At 43.3% G+C, this 18,256-nt stretch carries 22 protein-coding genes and 1 riboswitch; of the genes, 3 read left to right on the top strand and 19 right to left on the bottom strand.

The window, feature by feature from the left end:
• Positions 1 to 4: 4 nt before the first annotated feature.
• The 14 genes from nusB to BM003_RS15075 all read right to left on the bottom strand — a co-directional run bounded on the left by nusB (position 5) and on the right by BM003_RS15075 (position 10,237).
• Positions 5 to 415 carry a transcription antitermination factor NusB gene (gene nusB / locus BM003_RS15140; protein WP_093674489.1) on the bottom strand — a complete coding sequence of 137 codons (411 nt, stop codon included), beginning with the start codon at positions 413 to 415 and terminating at the stop codon, positions 5 to 7.
• Between the two features lie 130 nt (positions 416 to 545).
• Positions 546 to 953 carry an Asp23/Gls24 family envelope stress response protein gene (locus tag BM003_RS15135; protein ID WP_093674488.1) on the bottom strand — a complete coding sequence of 136 codons (408 nt, stop codon included), beginning with the start codon at positions 951 to 953 and terminating at the stop codon, positions 546 to 548.
• 19 nt (positions 954 to 972) lie between these two features.
• Positions 973 to 2,325 (bottom strand): acetyl-CoA carboxylase biotin carboxylase subunit, encoded by a 1,353-nt coding sequence (gene accC / locus BM003_RS15130; RefSeq protein ID WP_093674487.1) that lies wholly within the window; start codon positions 2,323 to 2,325, stop codon positions 973 to 975.
• 14 nt (positions 2,326 to 2,339) lie between these two features.
• Positions 2,340 to 2,828, bottom strand: coding sequence for an acetyl-CoA carboxylase biotin carboxyl carrier protein (gene accB, locus BM003_RS15125; protein WP_093674486.1), 489 nt, complete (start codon positions 2,826 to 2,828; stop codon positions 2,340 to 2,342).
• A gap of 264 nt (positions 2,829 to 3,092) precedes the next feature.
• Positions 3,093 to 3,626 (bottom strand): SpoIIIAH-like family protein, encoded by a 534-nt coding sequence (locus BM003_RS15120; protein ID WP_093674485.1) that lies wholly within the window; start codon positions 3,624 to 3,626, stop codon positions 3,093 to 3,095.
• 13 nt (positions 3,627 to 3,639) lie between these two features.
• Positions 3,640 to 4,302 (bottom strand): stage III sporulation protein AG, encoded by a 663-nt coding sequence (spoIIIAG, locus tag BM003_RS15115; RefSeq protein WP_177184824.1) that lies wholly within the window; start codon positions 4,300 to 4,302, stop codon positions 3,640 to 3,642.
• Positions 4,299 to 4,940, bottom strand: coding sequence for a stage III sporulation protein AF (gene spoIIIAF / locus BM003_RS15110; protein ID WP_177184823.1), 642 nt, complete (start codon positions 4,938 to 4,940; stop codon positions 4,299 to 4,301). Before spoIIIAF ends, spoIIIAG begins: the two co-directional genes overlap by 4 nt.
• An 11-nt stretch (positions 4,941 to 4,951) precedes the next feature.
• A complete protein-coding gene (spoIIIAE, locus tag BM003_RS15105; RefSeq protein WP_093674483.1) occupies positions 4,952 to 6,151 on the bottom strand; it encodes a stage III sporulation protein AE in 1,200 nt (399 codons plus the stop codon).
• Position 6,152: 1 nt separating this feature from the next.
• Positions 6,153 to 6,554 (bottom strand): stage III sporulation protein AD, encoded by a 402-nt coding sequence (gene spoIIIAD / locus BM003_RS15100; protein WP_093674482.1) that lies wholly within the window; start codon positions 6,552 to 6,554, stop codon positions 6,153 to 6,155.
• A 14-nt stretch (positions 6,555 to 6,568) separates the two neighbouring features.
• Positions 6,569 to 6,772: a stage III sporulation protein AC gene (gene spoIIIAC, locus BM003_RS15095; protein ID WP_023511026.1), complete on the bottom strand. Its 204-nt coding sequence runs from the start codon at positions 6,770 to 6,772 to the stop codon at positions 6,569 to 6,571.
• 315 nt (positions 6,773 to 7,087) lie between these two features.
• A complete protein-coding gene (spoIIIAB, locus tag BM003_RS15090; RefSeq protein WP_093674481.1) occupies positions 7,088 to 7,603 on the bottom strand; it encodes a stage III sporulation protein SpoIIIAB in 516 nt (171 codons plus the stop codon).
• Positions 7,600 to 8,553: a stage III sporulation protein AA gene (spoIIIAA, locus tag BM003_RS15085; protein ID WP_281242920.1), complete on the bottom strand. Its 954-nt coding sequence runs from the start codon at positions 8,551 to 8,553 to the stop codon at positions 7,600 to 7,602. The genes spoIIIAB and spoIIIAA overlap by 4 nt, the downstream gene beginning before the upstream one ends.
• Before the next feature lie 392 nt (positions 8,554 to 8,945).
• Entirely contained in the window at positions 8,946 to 9,503 is a 558-nt protein-coding gene (gene efp / locus BM003_RS15080; protein WP_093674480.1) for an elongation factor P, read from the bottom strand.
• A 227-nt stretch (positions 9,504 to 9,730) separates the two neighbouring features.
• Positions 9,731 to 10,237: a YqhR family membrane protein gene (locus BM003_RS15075; protein ID WP_093674479.1), complete on the bottom strand. Its 507-nt coding sequence runs from the start codon at positions 10,235 to 10,237 to the stop codon at positions 9,731 to 9,733.
• Positions 10,238 to 10,465: 228 nt separating this feature from the next.
• Between BM003_RS15075 and BM003_RS15070 the strand changes: the two genes are divergently transcribed.
• Positions 10,466 to 11,416: a DUF1385 domain-containing protein gene (locus BM003_RS15070; RefSeq protein WP_093674478.1), complete on the top strand. Its 951-nt coding sequence runs from the start codon at positions 10,466 to 10,468 to the stop codon at positions 11,414 to 11,416.
• Positions 11,417 to 11,436: 20 nt separating this feature from the next.
• The gene (locus BM003_RS15065; RefSeq protein WP_093674477.1) at positions 11,437 to 11,844 is read left to right on the top strand and encodes an SA1362 family protein; all 408 of its coding nucleotides are present in this window, start codon (positions 11,437 to 11,439) and stop codon (positions 11,842 to 11,844) included.
• Positions 11,845 to 11,898: 54 nt separating this feature from the next.
• Here BM003_RS15065 and BM003_RS15060 read toward each other — a convergent pair whose 3' ends face one another.
• Together BM003_RS15060 and mntR are read right to left on the bottom strand one after the other, a co-directional pair.
• Positions 11,899 to 12,786 (bottom strand): patatin-like phospholipase family protein, encoded by an 888-nt coding sequence (locus BM003_RS15060; protein ID WP_093674476.1) that lies wholly within the window; start codon positions 12,784 to 12,786, stop codon positions 11,899 to 11,901.
• A gap of 85 nt (positions 12,787 to 12,871) precedes the next feature.
• On the bottom strand, positions 12,872 to 13,297 hold the full coding sequence (mntR, locus tag BM003_RS15055; RefSeq protein ID WP_093674475.1) for a transcriptional regulator MntR: 426 nt from the start codon (positions 13,295 to 13,297) through the stop codon (positions 12,872 to 12,874).
• 192 nt (positions 13,298 to 13,489) lie between these two features.
• Here mntR and BM003_RS15050 point away from each other — a divergent pair, with 192 nt between their 5' ends.
• Entirely contained in the window at positions 13,490 to 13,867 is a 378-nt protein-coding gene (locus tag BM003_RS15050; protein ID WP_093674474.1) for a rhodanese-like domain-containing protein, read from the top strand.
• 72 nt (positions 13,868 to 13,939) lie between these two features.
• Here the strand turns inward: BM003_RS15050 and gcvPB are convergent, their stop codons facing one another.
• From gcvPB to gcvT, 3 genes are read right to left on the bottom strand one after another with little or no spacing between them, the layout of a single operon-like run.
• Positions 13,940 to 15,409 (bottom strand): aminomethyl-transferring glycine dehydrogenase subunit GcvPB, encoded by a 1,470-nt coding sequence (gene gcvPB, locus BM003_RS15045; protein ID WP_143128482.1) that lies wholly within the window; start codon positions 15,407 to 15,409, stop codon positions 13,940 to 13,942.
• Complete coding sequence (gene gcvPA, locus BM003_RS15040) at positions 15,402 to 16,757, bottom strand: aminomethyl-transferring glycine dehydrogenase subunit GcvPA (RefSeq protein ID WP_093674472.1); 1,356 nt, start codon at positions 16,755 to 16,757, stop codon at positions 15,402 to 15,404. Before gcvPA ends, gcvPB begins: the two co-directional genes overlap by 8 nt.
• A gap of 12 nt (positions 16,758 to 16,769) precedes the next feature.
• Positions 16,770 to 17,867 (bottom strand): glycine cleavage system aminomethyltransferase GcvT, encoded by a 1,098-nt coding sequence (gene gcvT, locus BM003_RS15035; protein WP_093674471.1) that lies wholly within the window; start codon positions 17,865 to 17,867, stop codon positions 16,770 to 16,772.
• Positions 17,868 to 18,048: 181 nt separating this feature from the next.
• Positions 18,049 to 18,139, bottom strand: a riboswitch (glycine riboswitch).
• Between the last annotated feature and the right edge of the window lie 117 nt (positions 18,140 to 18,256).

The following is an 18,256-nucleotide window of genomic DNA, read 5'->3' as shown; positions in this document are numbered from 1 at the left end:
CCCTTTATTTTTTGTGACCTTCAGCATCTATTTCCTTGGAAATACCGGATAAAACACCATTAACAAACTTGCGTGTCTGTTCATCGCTATAAATTTTGCACAGTTCAACCGCTTCGTTTACCGACACTGTAACCGGTATATCATCCAAATAAAGGATCTCGCAAACGGCAAGTCGTAAAATTGTTTTATCAATGTTCCCTACCCGATCTAATGACCAGTTTTGCAGATGTTTACTGATTAAACGATCAATTTCTTTTTCATGATCCAAGGTTTGATCCAGCAAATGGTTGACAAACGGATCGGTCGGGTCGCCACTGTCATGCACAGCTTCAAGCGCTGTTACCCGATCTGTATTGCTAAGTGTCATTTGGAATAAGGCTTGGAGCGCCATTTTCCGTGCTTGTCTTCGATTCATTACGTACTCCCTCTCATATCCTGCCTTAATTAATCAGCCATGTCATGACGCCTTTGGCAATCTCATGGTTCTGATTTATCATGTTTGAAACACGGAAAGAAGCAAAGGGACATTCCTTGCCCTTTGCTTCTTAATTGATCTCAGAATTTGTTTTTTCTTTGTGATCAAAATGGATACCGACAATATGAATATTGATTTCATGAACATCAAGTGATGTCATCCGCTTCAGTGTATGAACAATGTTGTCTTGCACTTTCTCAGCCACTTCAGGTATGGAGACACCGTAATTCATCGTCAATTGAACATCTATGTCAATGCCGTCTTCAGTCAAATCCACTTTGACACCTTTTCGGTAATTGCGACCGCCCAGCTTCTCAACCATTCCCGAAGCGAAGGTTCCATGCATATCGCTAACTCCGACAACTTCAACGGCTGCAAGGCTTGCAATTACTTCGATCACTTCAGGAGAAATCTCTATTCTTCCCAAATCCACCTGTTGCTCTTCAACCTCAATCGTTCGATTTTCGTTTTCCGGCATGATGATCACACCTCCATAATTAGCTTTGCTCGTTTAACGGATACTTTTCCAAGAATTTTGTGTTGAATTTTCCACTTTCAAAAACCGGATGCTGCAACAAACGAAGATGAAATGGAATGGTTGTTTTAATTCCTTCAATTACATATTCACCTAGCGCGCGTTGCATCGTTGCGATCGCGTCTTCTCTTGTTTTCCCATAGGCTATAACCTTTGAGACCATAGAATCATAATATGGCGGTATGAAATAACCTTGATATGCTGCTGAATCCACACGTACACCCGGACCTCCTGGGGCCAGATACGTTTCAACACGCCCACAAGACGGCATAAAGTTCTTTTCCGAGTCCTCGGCGTTGATGCGGCATTCAATAGCATGGCCCTGTAACTGAATGTCTGCCTGAGTTACTGAAAGCGGCTCACCGGATGCAATACGCAATTGTTCTTTAACAAGATCAACTCCGGTAACCTCCTCTGTCACACCGTGTTCTACCTGAATTCTCGTATTCATTTCCATGAAATAGAAGGAACCATTGGGTTCGTAAATGAATTCGATTGTACCGGCACCCCGGTAATTTACGGCGCGCGCAGCCCGTACAGCGGCCATCCCCATTTCCTGACGCTTGGCTTCGTCAAGTGCAGGTGATGGAGATTCTTCCAATAACTTTTGGAGACGCCTTTGTATCGTGCAATCACGTTCGCCAAGATGAATCACATGACCATGTTCATCGGCGAGCACTTGAATTTCCACGTGGCGAAAATTTTCAATGTACTTTTCAATGTACACTCCTGAATTTCCGAAAGACGTATCAGCCTCTTGCTGCGTAATCGTTATTCCATGTCGTAATTCTTCTTCATTTCTTGCAACGCGGATGCCTTTGCCTCCACCGCCTGCAGTTGCCTTGATGAGCACGGGATAGCCGATATCATTTGCAATTTTCACACCATCCTCAACACGGTCAATGACACCGTTTGAACCAGGCACAACAGGAACATCAGCATTTTTCATCGTTTGCTTGGCAACATCTTTAATCCCCATTTTGCTTATCGCTTCAGATGTTGGTCCAATGAAAATGAGCTTACATTCCTCACACATTTCGGCAAAATCAGCGTTCTCGGATAAGAACCCATAACCTGGGTGGACGGCGTCGCAACCTGTAAGCGTTGCAACACTGATCATATTCGTATAGCTGAGATAACTGTCCTTCGGCGCATTCGGTCCGATACAATAAGCTTCGTCAGCTAGCTGAACATGCAGCGATTCCTTGTCTGCCTGAGAATATACCGCAACGGTTTCTATGTTCAATTCTTTACATGCGCGGATAATTCTAACCGCAATTTCTCCTCGATTCGCAACTAATACTTTTTTTATCATGAACAATGAACTCCTTAATCTTCCTTAACAAGAAATAGTGGCTGACCATATTCAACAAGCTGTCCGTCTTCCGCAAGAACATCAACAATTGTACCTTTGCATTCTGCCTCAATTTCATTGAAGAGCTTCATTGCTTCAACAATACAAACAACTGTTTTCTTGTCAACCTTAGAACCCTTTGATACGAATGCATTGGATTCAGGTGATGAAGATGAATAGAAAGTACCGACCATAGGAGCCGTAATTTTATGTAGTGACGAATCATCCCCACTATTCTCATCAAGATCGGCACTTCCTGTCGAGGCACTTGCTTGAACAACGGGCTGAGCAATTGCCGCCTGGAGTCCGGCGACTTGCGGCGCAGTCTGAACCACCGTTTTATTAGCAAAGGCTTCCGCTTTTTTTAAAGTGATTTTTGCATCTTCCGCCTCAAATTTCAATTCACTGATTGAAGATGAATCCATCTCCTTTATCAATGCTTTAATGTCTTCAATACTTAACAAATCCAGCACTCCTTTATTCCGTTCGCTTTGATTTCAATTATAGCATATCAATTCTATAATGCCTGAAACTAATGATGAACTAAAGCGCATCCTTACGGAATTTTATTTGATCTTTTAATTTTCCCCGAAAGAGATGGGCAGTAAACTTACGAAGTGATTGTCCGAAATGTTCCTGTTCCGACGCAAAAAAACTGTTGCGGGCAATCGCAACAGTTTCTATTCTACCTAATTTCGTTCAAAAAATCTTTAAAATATCATGATTTTTTACTTTTGATTTAATGCATAGGTAACACTGACTACCCTGCCGGTCCCCAGATATTCATTAGCGAGCTGAATTAAGTGATTCGCTTGTTTATCTGTCAACTTATTTGAGTCGACATAAATTTGCACCTGATTTCCACTCGTTTTCACTACGCTGTCTTTGAACCCCTTTGAATCAATTACATCTTCAAGCATGGTCTCATTGTCAGCTAATGCTTTAAGCGAATCCATTTCGTTATAAGCCGCGTTTATTTCTTTTGCAGAACTGCTGTTAGAAGCAATGACATTTTCGTATTTTTTCTCCAATTGCGCACGCTCATCATTTTTACTTAATTCAATATCCGCCAGTTTTGTCGCGGTTGCGGTTGCCGTCACCGTTTTACCGGTTTTTACATTGGTGGCCGCAGGCTTGGCTTTGTCTGTGGCAGACTGTGATAGGTCGCCCGTATGATTTCCTGGAGCTGATAACGCGTACACCGACAATACAACAATTAAACTAAGCATCGTTAACAGCCAAACCGTTTGTTTCTTGATCATGATTACTGCCTCCTCATTCATTCTTCTCGAGTACTTTTACTTTGTACGTAGGGATGTCCAAAACAGTAGCAACGGCATCCATGATTTGAACCTTTGTCGTCGGCTGGTCTGCGCCTCTAGCGACGACAATCACGCCGCGGACCGTTGGCTGCTCCTTGCCAATAACAACGGGAACTTTATTGCCATTCTGGTCAATCATAACGACCTCAGTGTCCTCATTCCGCTCATTCACTTCACGTTTTCCGCCTTTTTGATCCGTTTCATTTGACTGGTTGTCTTGCGTTTTGGTGTTATTCTGATAAATCTTCTTTTCAGTCGATGCGAATGTTACCATAACCGACACATCAGATACTCCGCGAATTTGCTCCAATATATCTTTTAAATTCTGATTGACATAGGATTCATACTTCTCAATTGATGTCATAGAGCTCTGTGCCGCGCCGGACTTTATTTCCGAGAGGTCCTTCGAATCCTTATTATTGAACACTTGTTGGGCCGTTGGTTTTTGAGCGTTCTGACTTCCGGAAAAAAAATGGTTTGCCGCAAGAAGTACCATTCCGATCAATGCAAGTGTGACAAGTTTAGCCAGAGTTCCTTTCGTGCTTTTAATCGGTTTTCCTTCTTTATCGCGACTTCCGAAGAACATCCTACCGATTCTTTCAATCCATCGTATCACGGGTTGATCTTCCCTCCCTCCATGTTAACTGTGATGAGGCTCTTACTGAGTTCCCATCGTCTGGCAAGGAAGGAGCGGACGCTTTTCATCTCATTGGATTCATGTACCGACTTTTTTTTCGATGAGTGATCTTCTATGTCGACCGATACACTTTTAACGGGTTGAATGGTCCGAATTCCGGATTCCTGACTGCGATGGTTGCGCTCTGTTTTTTCAACGACGACTGTAACTTTGCCCACTGACAATTCTTGTCCGCTAATTTTTGCCGCAGATAATGCCAAATCTGTGATCTGTAATCCGTAGTGTTCATTCAACTCCTCCTTTACCTCATTCTTCATGTGGACAGCCACTTGTTCTTGAATATATGCGGCTTGTGCTTTTTGTATTTCATTTTTTTGACGAGTTGTCTCTGTTTTTATTGGCGCATCGTGCTGCTCTGAATTGAGTCCTTTAATCAGGCTGCTCGGATCCACCTGAAACAGGCGAATGACCGGGTCCATTAAAGCGACAATGAGAACAAGTCCGATCACGAATTTAATGTACTTTTGAAATGTTCCTGTCGGAACGAGCAACTCGAGAATGACGGCAAACAGAACGATTAAAATGATTTCAGATACCCAATGAACAAGATAACTCACGATTATGCCTCCTATCGCACCATTAACGAAAGATTTCCCGAAGCAATAATGATCGTGATCGCAAGAAAGAACATAAGTGATACTACGGCCAAAGAGGCGAATAAGTAAAAAATACTTTTAGCCATAATAACTAAGCAGTCAATCACGGGACCACTTCCGAGCGGCTGCAGTACAGCTGCGGCTAAATTATATATGAATGCAAGCGAAAGAATTTTGAGCAATGGGAAAATAGTAATGCAGAGTAATAATAATAAACCGGCAATACCAATTGTATTCTTCAGCAGCACAGATGCGCCCATGACTGTGTCGGCCGCTTCCGTAAACATTCGTCCGACAACAGGAATGAAATTACCAGTAAAAAATTTAGCTGACTTTACCATCAAACCATCAGATATGGATGTCGCCGCCCCTTGAACAGAGATGACGCCAAGAAACACCGCGAAAAATCCTGCTAATGTGAATAGTGCGATATTTTTCATCAAATCACTTAATTTAGTGAGCTTATAATGATCCGAAAGCGTACTGACGATTGCAAGAAGCGCGGACATCAGCAGTAGCGGTAATACAAAAGATGAGATCAGCCAACCGGAAGCATTGACAAGAAAGATCACTAAAGGATGAAAAAAAGCTACTGAGGCTAATCCACCTGTTGCCGCTGTAAGTGCAAAAATGAGTGGAATGAGTGCGACAAGAAAATTGCTCATCGCTCCTACAGTGTCGTTCGTGTAATCAATGGCGAGTCTGAAACTATTAAGAAGCAAAATTATCAATACAAGGGTAACAACAATATACGCGACCTTGGAAACAGCTTTATGCTCAAATGCCGACTGTATCGTTTGAAGCAGTGTTGAAAATACGGTAAGCAAGATTAACGTTCCGAGCAACTTGCTGCTGACCACAAGCTCATGAAAAAAATAATGGACAATACCATCAATAAGCTGTTTAAAGAAGCCCTGTTTATTTGACTGCACAAAATTCTTAAAACTAGACTCTGTTTCAGGCAGAAACCCATGATAGTCAGTGACGACTTTATCCCAATAGTCTTCAATTTGATCTGTATCAATTTTATCTAGTTGCTGATCAGACCATTCATTAACCGTACTGTCTGGTTGATCGGCCAATGCCGGCTTGTCCAGGCAGAGCATGAGCAAAGCAGCAAAGAAAGCGATAAAGAGTACACGAATGTAAACCGACACCCTATATTTTCCCATTTTAGCCTCCTCCCATTTGCGGCATTAGGTTCATGACTGTTTCGACAATCGCTGTCAGTATCGGAATTGCCATAACAAGAATAATCAGCTTTCCAGCCAATTCAATTTTCCCCGCTATAGAGCCTTGTCCCGCGTCTTTCGCAATCTGCGCGCCAAATTCCGAAATATATGCGATGCCGATAATCTTAAGAATTGTCGCTACATAGACATTGTTCAGATGCGCATTCTGCGCCATGCTTTTCAGCATATCCATGACCAGTCGGATCTGATCAACCATCATGAGTAAAATGAATACACCGGCAACAAGTGAAACGACGAGTGCGAAAACTGGGTTTTTCTCTTTCAAGACGAGTGCAAGAAAGGTGACGGCAAGTCCCAAACCGACGATCTGAAGAATATCCATTGGCCAATGCCTCACTACATATAAAGAAATACTTGACGTATTTTCTCAAAGAGATCATCTATAAGTGTTGCAGCCATGTAAAGGATCACGATAAATCCGATCAAGGTAACCCACTGTGCCCAATCATCTTTACCCATCTGCTTAAGAACCGTTTGAATCATGGCAACAATAATGCCGATGCCTGCAATTTGAAAGATAGTATTTACATCCAGTGACATTGGGACTGCCTCCTCTCCCTCGCAACAAGTCGTGCAGATTAGAAAACTTGGCTTTGCCAAGCCTCTGGCGACGACGAAGCCTTAGTTGCACTTACACTCGTTTCCTTGAATTTTTTTATATACTTTCTTACCAGTGTTAGAAAACTTGGCTTTGCCAAGCCTTTGGCGAGGGCAAAGCCTTAGTTGTGCCAGCCAAGATGGCTAAATGTCGGATATGCCACAGGGCGTGGCGCTCTATCCGACCACTTACACTCATTTCCTTGACTATTTAATTATTTTTACTTTCTTATCAGTGTAAATAAAACCATTTCAAAGCTATATGAACAGAAGAACCACCAGTACACCGGTCAAGAACCCAAGACTCCGCATCATTTTCTCGTTTGCCTTCTGCGATTGCCTGGCATCAGACTCCTCACGCTCCAGATGAGCTAAAGCGAGTTGAATGTGCTTCTTTTGATTCTCCGCATCCTCTGTGCCGAGCGTTGAACCGAATTGAAGCATAATTTCTTTCTCAGGCTGCTTCATTGACGTCCTCGGCCAAAATTGCTCCACTGAATTTGACCAAGCTTCTTGCAAAGGCAGCCCTTCACTGCGTAACTGTTCTTTGAGCAAATGAAAGAAAAGTGAAAGCGGCATGGGAATTTGACGGGAAAGATCCTCTGCCATCTGATCAACCGGCACTCTGCCATAAACAATTTCGGCTTCAATAGACTGAAGCGCTGAACGCCATTGACGAATTTCTCTTGGACGATCCCGATATTGTCTGGCAAGCAGCAATCCACCGGATGTCGAAGCAAATAAGATAAATAGTGATCCTATCAGTTTTATCACTGCCAAATCCCCTCGGTTGAAGACATTTTTCTTCCCAATTGATCAAGGATGGTTAACCGGCATCCTGATTTATTTGCGAAATTCCGACGAGAAAGCACGACGTACCGATCGAAAAGCTGTGCTTCGATAAGCGGACGAATGGACGGTCGTTGAGACAGTTGATCAAAAGTAAATCCGTGAGCTGTTGCCATCACTGTCACACCGGCATTCAGCGCTTCAAACAATGCAGCTGTGTCTTCATTTCCGCCAATTTCATCAACAATAAGCACTTCAGGACTCATGGAGCGAATCATCATCATCATGCCTTCGGCTTTTGGACAGGCATCCATAACATCCGTTCGAGCACCAAGCCGATTCTGTGGAACACCGTCGACGCAACCGGCAATTTCTGAACGTTCATCAACAATTGCTGTCTTGCGCGAAGCAATATAGCGTTTAGGAATGCCTTCACTGACAAGGCGCGCTAAATCTCTAAGCATTGTCGTTTTTCCAGTCTGCGGGGCACCGATCAGTAATGTATTGAACCACCGTTGGCGATTATAGAGATAGGGCACAAGGGGAAGTGCTGCGCCGATTTTCTGTTTCGCCAATCGAATATTAAAAAAGGTTACATCACGTAACCGAAGCACATGACCGTGCTCAGTAATGACACGTCCGGCAAGTCCAATTCGGTGCCCACCTTTAATTGTCACATAGCCCCGTTTTAGTTCTTCTTCAAGTGTATAAAGTGAATATTTGCCGATTTTCTGAAGCATCTGTGCTGCCTGTTCCCTTCGAAAAACCGGCATTTCCACGTTATCTGGGGGCATCCACTGCTCTCCGGAAACAATTAATTCCAGCGGACAATCAGTTCGGCAGCGAATCTCCTCCAGCATGTTTCTCTCCTCTACAGGCATCCGAATAATCATTTGTTGAAAGGATTCAGGGAGATAAGGCAAAATTTGATTCAAAGCATTCACCTCGAAAAGACGTATTGCTGAAATGTTTTTAGTTCTTCTCAAAATATATGCCGGCTTGTACACAATATGCTTGCCTTATTGCGAATTGGTGTTTATGCAGCTCAAGCCATGAACGCCCCCTCGTCCTTTCGAAACTATTATGATAAAAATTTTAGGAACAGCAAAAAGCAGCTTCCGAAGAAGCTGCTTTTATCAATACGAGTTCTATTAGAGTCTGTTCAAAAAGGAGGACAAAAAGAGCCGAGAAGATCAAGGAAGCGCAGTTTCGAGCACCAGAGCGTATGCAAATGATACGTGAGGAGCGGAGAAACAAGCTGACACAGAGATTCGACAGCTATTTTTCCCGGACTTTTTGAACACCCTCTATTAAGATGAATTGATGCTTAAGCTCGGGAAACGTAAAGCCCTGAGCGTGTGTCAATAACCAATTTGTCCCCTTCATTGACGAAGAATGGAACGCTGACGACATAACCGGTCTCGAGTGTTGCAGGCTTCGATCCACCGGAAGCGGTATCGCCTTTGATACCAGGTTCAGTCTCGCTGACTTCAAGAACAACTGTATTAGGCAGCGCAACGCCAAGCGTTTCGCCTTGGTACGATTGGATGTTGCATTCCATGTTTTCTTTAAGAAAATTCAATTGTTGCGTAATCTGACTTGCATCCAAATCAAGCTGTTCATAACTTTCCATATCCATGAACGTATATGCAGAACCGCTAGAATAGAGAAATTGCATCTTACGATTTTCAATACGCGCCGGGTTTACTTTTTCACCGCCACGGAACGTTTTTTCTTGGATCGCTCCGGTGCGCAAATTTCTTAATTTCGAACGCACAAACGCTGCGCCTTTTCCCGGCTTTACGTGCTGGAATTCGATAACGGACAGGATATCTCCGTCAACCTCAATTGTCAGACCTGTTTTAAAATCATTTACAGAAATCATAAGGCTTCCTCCCTTAAAATACAACCATGCAGCAACGAGGAATGAATCCCCGTCATAATAAAATGTAAAACGATGTCTGAAAACGTTCATCACATACCCATGAAAAAAGCATTATTCCCATGGTTTGGAAAATAAATGCGTCGAAAAAGGCTCAAACAAGGGTATTTTCCGCTCGCACACAAAGAACGGTGCGCAGACAAATTCACTCTAGCAATTTTACCACAGCATTACTGATTTGAATAGTTGTTCACTCCTGAATTTTCCTCAAAATCAAAAGAAATGGAGTACCCAATAAACAAACCATAAAGCGCATAAAGGCACAGAGTTGTCGTCAGCGTATTCCATCCAACCTCTGTTACTTTTGGCAATCCGTTGAGGAGCGGTTGAAACAGAAAGAATACTGCCCCCCATAGGACAAGACCAAAACCAATTGAGAACCAAATCGATTTTATTTTACTAAAAGCAAAAAGGTAGGCTGAAGCAATAAAAATAGAAAGGACACCAATTGCCGCGATCGCTATTAATTGGCCACTGATCTTATTTCTCCATGACCAAAAGGTGAGCGGCGCGAACAGCAATGACGGTCCTACTTTACTAAAGTTTAATAAATAGCAGACAAGCCCTGCTGCCGACCAAATTAATCCGCCAAAGAGTCCGGTTACCGCAGTACGACCCAATGATTTCGCAAATTGATGTTTTTGTTTTGTGGTTGCCTTTTTTTTACGTCTCGCCATGTTCAATCCCTCTTTTACGGTAAATCATGTAGTACAGTATGCCCATCTCCATAAAAACAATTTAAAAAATTGGAAACAAAGCTCTCCCCACCGACTCAAATAGGCATGCCGTTAGAAAACTATGAATAGATAATCAACACAAATCTAGAGGTTTTAAGTGAATTCGGGTAGAATAAGAATAAGTATTAGAGATACAAAATTATTTATGAGAATCGGGTTGATTGGGCAATGGAAAAAATACTTCCTATATATGGTGGTCAGGCGGTCATTGAGGGTGTGATGATGGGCGGTAAGTACACAACGGTTACGGCCGTTCGCCGGAAAGATCAATCCGTCACTTACTTTGAAGCACCAAAAAAAGAATTTCGTTCTCTGAAATTTTTCCGGAAAATCCCGGTAATACGAGGAATCGTCGCCATTATCGAATCGAGTGCAATCGGAACAAAGCATCTGAATTATTCTTCAGAAGTCTTTGAAGAAGAACCTGGCGCAGAGGTTACAAAAGAGGAAGAAGCGAAAAAAAGTTTTCATTTGGAGACGGTTATTGGTCTGACCGCACTTGGAATTATTTCGTTTTTATTTGCTAAGTTTATTTTCACCTTAGTTCCGGCATTCGTCGCTAGTTTATTTGAACCGATTATTTCAGGTGATGTGGCTCAAGTGCTGCTCGAGGGTTTTTTCAAAATTATGCTGCTTGTTGGCTATGTTTATTTTGTCTCACTTACGCCAATCATGAAAAGGCTGTTTCAATATCACGGTGCTGAGCATAAAGTAATTAATACATTTGAAAGCGGCGTCGCCTTAACGGTTGCCAATGTACGTAAGCATTCCAGGCTTCATTATCGTTGCGGATCAAGTTTCATTTTGTTTACCGCGATCATTAGTATTTTTCTTTATTTCTTTGTACCAACCGAACCACTATTGCTCAGACTCGTGTACCGGATCGCGTTGATCCCTCTTGATCTTGGGCTCGCCTATGAAATACTTAAACTAACGAATAAGGTACGCCACATTCCAGTGCTGAAATGGCTTGGCTATCCGGGACTTTGGGTCCAATTGTTAACGACAAAGGAGCCTGATGACAATCAAATTGAAATCGGCATCCGCGCTTTCGAAGAAATGAGACGGAGAGATTCAGCCATTGAAAAGGAACAAGTACTTGTACAGCAAGTGCTTTAATTAAACGGGGGTGAGTGTCCGTGAGAACATTTTTCTATTCCTTAACCTTCTTGTTGATTGGAGGACTCGGACTGTTCGGCCTGCTCTCCATGTTTTTACCTAGTCAGAATTCCGTTTTGTTTACGCAACTGATCATCATCGCACTCATTATCGTTATTGGGTTATTCTTTTTTAGACGCCTTGGCGAGTGGACAGGAAACGGTGATCAAGCACGATACAAAAAAGCGGCGCGTCAGTCACGTAAAAAAAGAAAACCGGTTGCTCTAAGCCGACGAACGCGAAGTCTTCACTCGACCTCAAAACTTAAAGTCATTAAAAGCGGGACACATTCACTAAATAATTTAACCCATCAGACATCAAAAAGTCATGGACACCTGACCGTCATTGAAGGCAGGAAAAGCAAGAAAAAGAAACGGCTGCTTTTCTAAATAAATGCAAAAAAAGAGTGATCGGCAATTGAAGCTGATCGCTCTTTCTTTACGTTAATAGGACCACTGGTCAAGAAACTTTTTTACACTGTCGGCGCCAATTTGAAATAATCGATTCCTTTCTTTACTCGATATTTGGAACTCCTTCGTATTTACTTTATCTACTGGGAGACAAATAATATTTGATCCCTTGAGCTTCTCAATAACACGTTCATCATGAGCTTCACGCATTGCTTTAAACAATCCTCGAAATAATTCTGCCGCGTTCTTTATTTTCGTTGCTTCTTTAAAATCTGAATCTTTATCCACGATTTGCAGCCCGAGAAATGGACGCGCAGGGAGTTCATCTTCTTTGTTATAAATCCAGAGTGGAAAGTTGCTTAGTATCCCGCCATCAACCATTAAAGACTTTACGCCATTTGCGTCATAAAGAGGCACAGGTTCGAAAAAGAAAGGCAAGCAGCAGCTCATTCGCACGGCCCGGGCCACTGAAAAATGAGAAGAATCAATTCCATAGTCTTGCAAATCATCGGGAATGACCACAAGTCTTGCCTTAGTAACATCCGAAACGACAATTTTCAGGCGGTCTTTCGGAAGATCAGAGAAGTCTTCAATACCCTTAGCCTTGAGTAATTTGGCAATCCATTTCTCAAGAGAATCTCCGCGAAATAGTCCCATCTTGAAATAAAGGCGCAGCCACTTAACTAACGGGAAGCGCATTCGCATTGAAGGCTCAAGCAGTTTATTTGTGTCCATATCGCCTATAATGCTCTCTAATTCCTTTGCCGTGTAACCGGCTGCTATTAGTGCGGCAACGATTGATCCGGCACTGGTCCCCGCTGTACGCTTAAATGTGTAGCCTGTTCTCTCAAGCACTTGTAACGCACCGGCAAAAGCAAACCCCTTGACGCCTCCTCCGGAAAAAACAATATCAATCAACACACCAGCTTCCCCCCTTACTTACCATTAAATGAGTACAGAAGCAAAATGAGACCTGAAGATTTTCATCTCTTCAGATCTCACGTGTTCATTCTTCATCAGTGCGTTCTTTTATCTCAAATAATTGGCTCACGCGCTTGGGATCCTCTTCAAAGTACTGGACAACGTCACCAATACGGTCAATTGAATCCCAACTGAGGTGATGCTCGATCCCCTCCACGTCTTTATAGACATTCTCTTCATGAACGCCAATCAATTTCAGAAAGTCTTCAAGCAGTTCATGTCTATAAACTAATCGCTTCCCCATTTTTTTACCTTTTGGCGTTAAGATGAAACCGCGATATTTTTCATAAATCAGATACTGATCCTTATCTAGTTTCTGTACCATCTTAGTCACTGAGGACGAATGCACATCCAATGCTTCAGCAATATCCGAAACTCTTGCATAGCCCTTATCTTGAATTAACCAATAAATTCGCTCAATGTAGTCTTCCATACTCGGAGTAGGCGACATCGTGTCTCCCCCTAACAACTTCCGTTTTCACTCCCTCATGTTACTATAACAGCGCTTAAAAAACAAGGAATTACCGTAAACAAACAAGGCTCACCATTGCGCTACGAATAAATTATGACTGTTTCACACCTTTCATAAAATGGTACAAATCGTTATAATAAAACTTGAAATGAATTAGGAGGACGACTAGTCATGGGCTGGATTATATTACTCGCAATGATCGCCGCATATTTAGGCTATTTCTTTATCGCCAGATATCTACAGCGACGCTATCTCACCACATTGTCGGAAGTCGATTTTCGAGCAGGTTATCGTAAAGCTCAGTTAATTGACGTACGAGAACCTAATGAATTTAAGAACGGCCATATTCTCGGTGCAAGAAATATTCCGTTAACCCAATTAAAAATGCGCCACACGGAAGTGCGACATGATATGCCAATCTATCTTTATGATACTAATGGCACAAGAAGCGCCCGCGCAGCAGCCGTTCTAAAGAGAATGAACTACACAAATCTATTTGACCTAGACGGCGGATTTAAAAAATGGAATGGTCGCATCAAGCACGGTTAATTACCGTAATTTATCATTCTTAACACATCAAAAAGCACCTTCATGCCGAAGGTGCTTTTTGATTTACTATTCTTAGTGTTTTTCTTTCACGTAGCGCAGTACCGGGTGACGAGCTGCTTGTGTTTCATCTAATCGACCGATAACCGTTTTATGAGGCGCTTCTTGAACAATTTCAGGGCTGTTTTCCACTTCTTTTGTTATTGCGATCAAATGGTCGGCAAATGCATCCAAGGTTTCCTTAGACTCCGTCTCCGTCGGTTCAATCATCAACGCTTCATCAACAAGCAGTGGGAAGTAAATGGTCGGTGGATAGTAGCCAAAGTCAAGCAGTCGCTTGGCCATATCGAGTGTGCGCACGCCCAACTTCTTCTGGCGGCTGCCTGAGAGCACAAATTCATGCTTGCAGAGCTGCTTGAATGGTGTTTCGAAGGCATCACTCAGACGTTTTAACAGGTAGTTCGCATTAAGAACAGCATCTTTGGAAACCTGGAAGAGTCCTTTGCCGCCCATCGTCCGAATGTATGCGTAGGCACGGACATTGATACCGAAGTTTCCATAAAATGCCTTTACACGGCCAATAGATTGCGGACGATCATTGTCAAAACCAAAACTGCCATCATCCTTTTTCACGATCAATGGTTTGGGCAAGAAGGGTTCCAACTCTGCTTTTACACCAACAGGACCTGAACCAGGTCCACCGCCGCCATGCGGACCGGTAAATGTTTTATGAAGGTTGAGGTGTACCACGTCGTACCCCATGTCGCCTGGTCTTGTCACACCCATGATCGCATTCATGTTCGCACCGTCATAGTACACTTTACCACCCGCGGCATGAATAATTTCAGCAATCTCTTGAATATGTGTCTCAAATAAGCCTAATGTATTCGGATTCGTGAGCATGAACGCAGCAGTTGTCTCATCAGCGACACGTCTCAAATCATCCAAATCGACAAGGCCATTTTCATCGGACTTTACCGTTACCGCATCAAATCCGGCAACGGCGGCAGAAGCCGGATTTGTACCATGTGCTGTATCCGGAACGATGACCTTCGTACGTTTCACGTCACCATTTGCTTCATGAAAAGCCCGAATGATCATTAGACCTGTCCACTCACCATGTGCACCGGCTGCAGGTTGCAGTGTGACTGCATCCATACCGGTGATTTCCTGTAAATTTTCTTGGAGTCGATAGAGCAGTTCAAGTGCGCCCTGTACCGAATGTTCGTCCTGATACGGATGAATATTCGTCAAACCGTCAAGACGTGCAACCACTTCATTTACCTTCGGATTATATTTCATCGTACATGATCCGAGCGGATAGAACCCATTATCGACGCCAAAGTTTCTTCTTGAGAGAGCCATGTAATGACGGACAAGTTCCAGTTCCGAAACTTCCGGCCAATTTGGTTCTTCCTGCCGTAGATACACCTTGTCAACCATATTCGAAAGCGGCGTTTCCGGTACATCGAGTGGGGGCAGGCTATACGCTGTCCGTCCTTCTCTGCTCCGTTCGAAAATAAGCGCCTGATTTTGATTATCCACCAATAATCCCTCCTAGTGCTTCAACGAATTGGTCAATCTCGTTTTTGGATCGCATTTCCGTCACAGCAATAAGCATTTTGTTATTCATTTGATCAAAAGATTTGCTTAAATCATATCCGCCAATGATACCCTCTTTGAGCAGCAAGTGATTGACCTCTGATACCGGTCGCTTGCAATCAACAACAAATTCATTAAAGTACGGCTGATCGGAACAAACAGAAATTCCATATTCTTTAAACTGCTCAGCAGCGTAATGTGCCTTCTGAATATTTTGTTCGGCAAGTTCACGGATTCCTTTCTTGCCAAAAGCGTTCATCGCAACTGAAGAAGCCAAAGCGTTCAATGCCTGGTTCGAACAGATATTAGAAGTTGCCTTTTCACGGCGGATATGCTGCTCGCGTGCCTGAAGCGTCAGCACATAACCACGTTGACCTTGATCATCTACTGTTTCTCCGACCAAACGCCCCGGTACCTTGCGAATCAATTTTTTGGATACCGCAAAGTATCCGCAATGAGGGCCACCAAACGATTCTGAAATTCCGAGCGGCTGACAGTCGCCAACAACAATGTCAGCATTGAAGCTACCCGGTGGCGTTAGAAGTCCCAAGGAAAGCGGGTTGCTTGCGACAATAAGTTGCGCTTTTTTTGTTCCATGAACGATTTGCTCAATTTCTTTTAGCGGCCCAATTTGTCCAAAGAAATTCGGGTACTGAACAATCACGCAGGCGGTTCCATCATCAACAGCAGCCTCAAGTGTTTGAAGATCCACAGCACCATTTTTTGCTGGCACAGTAACTACATCAAGCCTGCGTCCATGTGCATAAGTGGCAAGCACTTGACGATATTCTGGGTGAACGGTTTCTGAAACTACAATTTTCTTATTTCGTGTTACACTGCTCGAGAGCAGTGCCGCCTCTGCTAGCGAAGTTGATCCGTCATACATTGATGAATTAGCAGCTTCCATCCCGGTTAATTCGCAAATTAATGTCTGAAATTCAAAAATCGCCTGCAATTCTCCCTGCGACACCTCAGCCTGATAAGGCGTATAAGCCGTGTAAAATTCACCACGGGAGATTACACTGTCCACGACAGAAGGAATATAGTGATCATAGATACCCGCCCCCAAAAATGAAGGATAGTCTCTTGTGCTCACATTCTTCTTCGCGAGTCCGGCTAAGAAACGGACCAACTCCGGTTCGGATAACTTCGGTTCAAGTTTCAAATCTCCTTTAAAACGGATCTTTGCCGGTACATCTGAAAAAAGGTCTTCATCCGACTGCACGCCAATAACATTGAGCATCTCGCGGCGATCTTCTTCCGTCACCGGCAGATAGCGAAACTCTGACATTTGATTTCCTCCTCAGCCTTTTTTATAGAAAGGTGTTTTAATTAGTTTGGCTTTTTTGCGCTTTCCTCGGATATCCACGTCAACCAAGCCGCCGATTTTTGCAAATTCACTATTGATCAAAGCAAGGCCTAAATTCTTGCCAAGTGTTGGGGATTGAGTGCCAGTCGTCACTTCGCCGATCTTAGTATCACCCACATAAACACTATAATGTGTACGTGGAATTGCTCGATCGATCATTTCCAGACCAACTATTTTACGTGCTAATCCTTCTGCTTTTTGCCGCGCCAACACTGTTTTACCAATAAAGTCCGCCTCTTTATTCGTCTTGACTGCAAAACCAATGCCTGCTTCCAGAGGGCTGATCGTCGCACTGAGTTCCTGCCCATATAAAGGAAGTCGCGCCTCGAAGCGCAGCGTATCGCGCGCACCTAGCCCACAAGGAATGATCCCTTCTGTTTTTCCTGATACAAGAATGGCATTCCATAACTCTGGCGCTTTGTCCCATGGACAATAAAGTTCTAAACCGTCCTCCCCAGTGTAGCCGGTACGGGAAACGAGACATGATACGCCTTCTAAAGAAACTTGATCAGCAAATTTAAAATGCTTTATTGATGTTAAATCGTAGTCAGTGATTTTTTGAACAATTGCGATAGCGCGTGGCCCCTGTACAGCAAGCAGCGCTATTTTATTTGATTGGTTAATCAATTCAAGGTCCTGAGGAGCATGTTCGGAGAGCCATTTGAAGTCCTTATCAATATTCGCGGCATTGACAACCAACTGATAGTTATTTTGACCAAGGCAATAAATCAACAAGTCATCGACAGTTCCGCCGTCTTCATAACACATCGCGGTATACAATGCATCCCCAGGGCGAGCCTTGGATACATCATTTGTCACCATTTTTTGAAGAAACTGTTCTGCTTTCTCTCCCTGAATCAAGAACTCACCCATGTGAGATACATCGAAAATACCCGCATTACTGCGCACGGCATTATGTTCTTGCTTTATTCCTGAGATCTGTACTGGCAATAGATAGCCGCCAAAGTCAATCAGTTTTACATCTTGACTTCTGTAAAAGTCGTAGAGCGGTGTTGTTTTCAAATCCGGCATTCCGTTCATTCCTCCCACTAAAGCTGTTCTTTGGACGTACCATTGAATGAATGTTAAAAAAGGACAGGGGAAGACAATTAGTTTGTCTTCCCCTGTCCTTATACCTGAAAGTTTATCGCTTTATCAGCCTAAGCTTCAAGCGGTATCCCCTTTGGTAGCCCCGTGGCACTCTCCAGAGGTGCGTCCGTCATGAGTCCTGTTTGCCTGAGAGATTCACTACTCGTTTGCTCCTTCGGCGACCGCACTGAAGCGGTCTCTCCCCATAACGTCATCCGCAATCCATTCAATTCAATCGTTTAACTCCAGATATTATCGTGCATACTAACAGTGTTATCCTACCATTTTCTCAGTGAATTTAGCAATACTTTGTTCACAAAATTTTAACATAT

This window comes from Sporolactobacillus nakayamae (genome assembly GCF_900113325.1).
Lineage (GTDB): Bacteria > Bacillota > Bacilli > Bacillales > Sporolactobacillaceae > Sporolactobacillus > Sporolactobacillus nakayamae.
This window is presented reverse-complemented; position numbering and strand designations above follow the sequence as displayed.

Excerpts from the sequence above, each read along its gene's own strand:
- nusB (WP_093674489.1), bottom strand. The coding sequence starts at position 415 with ATGAATCGAAGACAAGCACGGAAAATGGCGCTCCAAGCCTTATTCCAA.
- BM003_RS15135 (WP_093674488.1), bottom strand. The coding sequence starts at position 953 with ATGCCGGAAAACGAAAATCGAACGATTGAGGTTGAAGAGCAACAGGTG.
- accC (WP_093674487.1), bottom strand. The coding sequence starts at position 2,325 with ATGATAAAAAAAGTATTAGTTGCGAATCGAGGAGAAATTGCGGTTAGA.
- BM003_RS15120 (WP_093674485.1), bottom strand. The coding sequence starts at position 3,626 with ATGATCAAGAAACAAACGGTTTGGCTGTTAACGATGCTTAGTTTAATT.
- spoIIIAE (WP_093674483.1), bottom strand. The coding sequence starts at position 6,151 with ATGGGAAAATATAGGGTGTCGGTTTACATTCGTGTACTCTTTATCGCT.
- spoIIIAD (WP_093674482.1), bottom strand. The coding sequence starts at position 6,554 with ATGGATATTCTTCAGATCGTCGGTTTGGGACTTGCCGTCACCTTTCTT.
- spoIIIAC (WP_023511026.1), bottom strand. The coding sequence starts at position 6,772 with ATGTCACTGGATGTAAATACTATCTTTCAAATTGCAGGCATCGGCATT.
- efp (WP_093674480.1), bottom strand. The coding sequence starts at position 9,503 with ATGATTTCTGTAAATGATTTTAAAACAGGTCTGACAATTGAGGTTGAC.
- BM003_RS15075 (WP_093674479.1), bottom strand. The coding sequence starts at position 10,237 with ATGGCGAGACGTAAAAAAAAGGCAACCACAAAACAAAAACATCAATTT.
- BM003_RS15070 (WP_093674478.1), top strand. The coding sequence starts at position 10,466 with ATGGAAAAAATACTTCCTATATATGGTGGTCAGGCGGTCATTGAGGGT.
- mntR (WP_093674475.1), bottom strand. The coding sequence starts at position 13,297 with ATGTCGCCTACTCCGAGTATGGAAGACTACATTGAGCGAATTTATTGG.
- BM003_RS15050 (WP_093674474.1), top strand. The coding sequence starts at position 13,490 with ATGGGCTGGATTATATTACTCGCAATGATCGCCGCATATTTAGGCTAT.
- gcvPA (WP_093674472.1), bottom strand. The coding sequence starts at position 16,757 with ATGTCAGAGTTTCGCTATCTGCCGGTGACGGAAGAAGATCGCCGCGAG.
- gcvT (WP_093674471.1), bottom strand. The coding sequence starts at position 17,867 with ATGCCGGATTTGAAAACAACACCGCTCTACGACTTTTACAGAAGTCAA.